Genomic DNA, 3,026 nt, shown 5'->3' on the forward strand with positions numbered 1-3,026 from the left:
AAGCAGTACGGTGACGCGGGGTGGAGCAGCCTGGTAGCTCGTCGGGCTCATAACCCGAAGGTCGTCGGTTCAAATCCGGCCCCCGCAACCAATTATTAAGCACCCTTATGGGTGTTTTTTTATTTCTGCTCTTCCATAAAAAAAGCGCTATTCAGCGCTTTTTTACTATCCCCTTCTCGCCAGCGTCGCCCCATCAGAAAAATACGCTTTAATCCCCGCGAGGATAGACTCTGCAACTTCCTGCTGGAAAGTCGCCGTTTTCAGTTTGCGCTCTTCCTCAACGTTACTGATAAACGCCGTTTCGACGAGAATAGATGGAATATCTGGCGCTTTCAGTACAGCAAACCCGGCCTGCTCGACCTGATTTTTATGCAGCTTGTTGATTTTGCCAAGTTTATTCAGGACTGCCCTACCAAACTTCAGGCTGTCGGCAATGGTCAGCGACTGCACCATATCGAACATGGTGTGGTCGACATAGCGGTCACCGCTTTTGCTCACGCCACCAATCAAATCCGAGGCGTTCTGAGTTTGTGCCAGATATTTTGCCGCAGTACTGGTCGCGCCTTTGGTCGAAAGCGCAAACACGGAAGAACCGCTTGGCTGGCGGCTGGTAAAGGCATCTGCATGGATAGAAACAAAAAGGTCAGCACGTTGTTTCTGTGCTTTTGCTACACGCACTTGCAACGGAATGAAGATGTCTTCATTACGCGTCATGTACACCTTCATATTGCCCTCTTTCTCGATCAGAGAGCGCAGACGGCGGGCAATTTGCAATACCACGTCTTTTTCACGCGTTTTGTATTTCCCCACCGCGCCGGAGTCTTCACCGCCATGGCCCGGATCAAGCATGATGACAATAGGACGATCGCGCCCAGCCTTGCCAGGCTGTGGGCCACTCTGCGCAGGCGGCACCTGCTTTTCGAGATCGCCTTTGTTGTAATCCTCCAGCAGTGCCAACAGTGGATCCTGCATATCCTGGGCATTGACCGGGTAGAGATCCATCACCAGACGCTCTTTAAACCCGGCAACTGGCGCGAGGGCAAACATCTGCGGTTTTACGTTTTGCTTTAACTCAAAAACCATCCGCACGGTTTGCGGATCAAATTGCCCGACGCGTGCAGACTTGATGAACGGGTCGTCAGCACGAATTTGCGCAGCCATCCCCTTAAGCACCGAGTTCAGGTTTACATCTTCGATATCCACTACCACGCGTTCAGGGTTACTCAACGCAAACTGCTTATATTTCAGTTGACGATTTGATTCTACCGTTACACGGGTATAGCTGGACGCAGGCCAGACGCGCACCGCCACGACCTGACTGAACGCAGCCAGACTCACCTGACTTACGCTCAATAGCCACATGGCACCCGCGCCTTGCAGTAAACGACGACGGCTGATTGCAGTGTTGGATCCCGACATGCCTCTCCCGAGCAAATAAATCTAAGCTGTGTAACAAGTAAACGACCAATTTGACCGGAAACTTTAGCGAAAGACGCATATTCTGTCATCTATAAAACGGTAAACATTCTTTTTATATTCACGGCATTACTGATAAAAAAAATGTTCACGCATAAAATTTGCACTTGCACACGGCAAAAAAACAGAATAAAAATACATTAATTTCGAATAATCATGCAAAGAGGTGTGCCGTGGTGAAGGAACGTAAAACCGAGCTGGTCGAGGGATTCCGCCATTCGGTTCCCTATATCAACACCCACCGGGGGAAAACGTTTGTCATCATGCTCGGCGGTGAAGCCATTGAGCATGAAAATTTCTCCAGTATCGTTAATGATATCGGGTTGCTGCACAGCCTCGGCATCCGTCTGGTCGTGGTCTATGGCGCGCGTCCACAAATAGATGCGAATCTGGCAGCGCATCGCCACGAACCGCTGTATCACAAAAATATACGTGTGACCGACGCCAAAACACTGGAACTGGTGAAGCAGGCTGCGGGGACATTACAACTGGACATCACTGCACGCCTGTCGATGAGCCTTAATAACACGCCATTGCAGGGAGCGCATATCAACGTCGTCAGTGGCAATTTTATTATTGCCCAGCCGCTGGGCGTCGATGACGGCGTGGATTACTGTCATAGTGGGCGCATCCGGCGGATTGACGAAGAAGCGATTCATCGCCAACTGGACAGCGGTGCAATTGTGCTGATGGGGCCGGTGGCGGTTTCGGTCACTGGCGAGAGTTTTAACCTGACCTCGGAAGAGATTGCCACTCAACTCGCCATCAAGCTGAAAGCCGAGAAGATGATTGGTTTTTGCTCTTCACAGGGGGTCACCAATGACGACGGTGACATCGTCTCCGAGCTTTTCCCCAACGAGGCGCAATCGCGGGTAGAAGCTCAGGAAGAGAAAGGCGATTACAACTCCGGTACGGTGCGCTTTTTACGTGGTGCAGTGAAGGCTTGCCGCAGCGGTGTTCGTCGCTGTCATTTAATCAGTTATCAGGAAGATGGCGCGCTGCTACAAGAGCTGTTCTCACGTGACGGTATCGGTACGCAAATTGTGATGGAAAGCGCCGAGCAGATTCGTCGCGCAACAATCAATGATATCGGCGGTATTCTGGAGTTGATCCGCCCGCTGGAGCAGCAAGGTATTCTGGTGCGTCGTTCTCGGGAACAACTGGAGATGGAAATCGACAAATTCACCATTATTCAGCGCGATAACACAACTATTGCCTGCGCTGCGCTCTATCCGTTCCCGGAAGAGAAAATTGGCGAAATGGCCTGCGTGGCGGTACACCCGGATTACCGCAGTTCTTCCCGTGGTGAAGTCCTGCTGGAGCGTATCGCAGCCCAGGCCAGGCAAAGCGGCTTAAGCAAATTATTTGTGCTGACCACGCGCAGTATTCACTGGTTCCAGGAGCGTGGTTTTACCCCGGTGGATATTGATTCACTGCCAGAGAGCAAAAAGCAGATGTACAACTATCAGCGTAAATCCAAAGTGCTGATGGCGGATTTAGGGTAAGCGATGAAAATCGCCAGATGCGATATGCGCAATGCCCGGGGGCAT

General features: G+C 51.3%; 2 protein-coding genes and 1 tRNA gene. 2 read left to right on the forward strand and 1 reads right to left on the reverse strand.

All coding sequences use genetic code 11. From position 1 onward, the window contains the following. The first annotated feature begins 14 nt into the window (after positions 1 to 14). A tRNA-Met gene (locus tag A1WG_RS17250) sits at positions 15 to 91 on the forward strand. 74 nt (positions 92 to 165) lie between these two features. On the opposite strand, the gene amiC is transcribed toward A1WG_RS17250, so the two are convergent. Then, on the reverse strand, positions 166 to 1,419 hold the full coding sequence (amiC, locus tag A1WG_RS17245; RefSeq protein ID WP_001516981.1) for an N-acetylmuramoyl-L-alanine amidase AmiC: 1,254 nt from the start codon (positions 1,417 to 1,419) through the stop codon (positions 166 to 168). Positions 1,420 to 1,649: 230 nt separating this feature from the next. Between amiC and argA the strand changes: the two genes are divergently transcribed. Further along, positions 1,650 to 2,981, forward strand: a complete 1,332-nt coding sequence (gene argA, locus A1WG_RS17240; RefSeq protein ID WP_001516982.1) for an amino-acid N-acetyltransferase — start codon at positions 1,650 to 1,652, stop codon at positions 2,979 to 2,981. The last annotated feature ends 45 nt before the right edge of the window (positions 2,982 to 3,026 follow it).

It is taken from the genome of Escherichia sp. KTE96 (assembly GCF_000408525.1).
Classification (GTDB): Bacteria; Pseudomonadota; Gammaproteobacteria; order Enterobacterales; family Enterobacteriaceae; genus Escherichia; species Escherichia marmotae.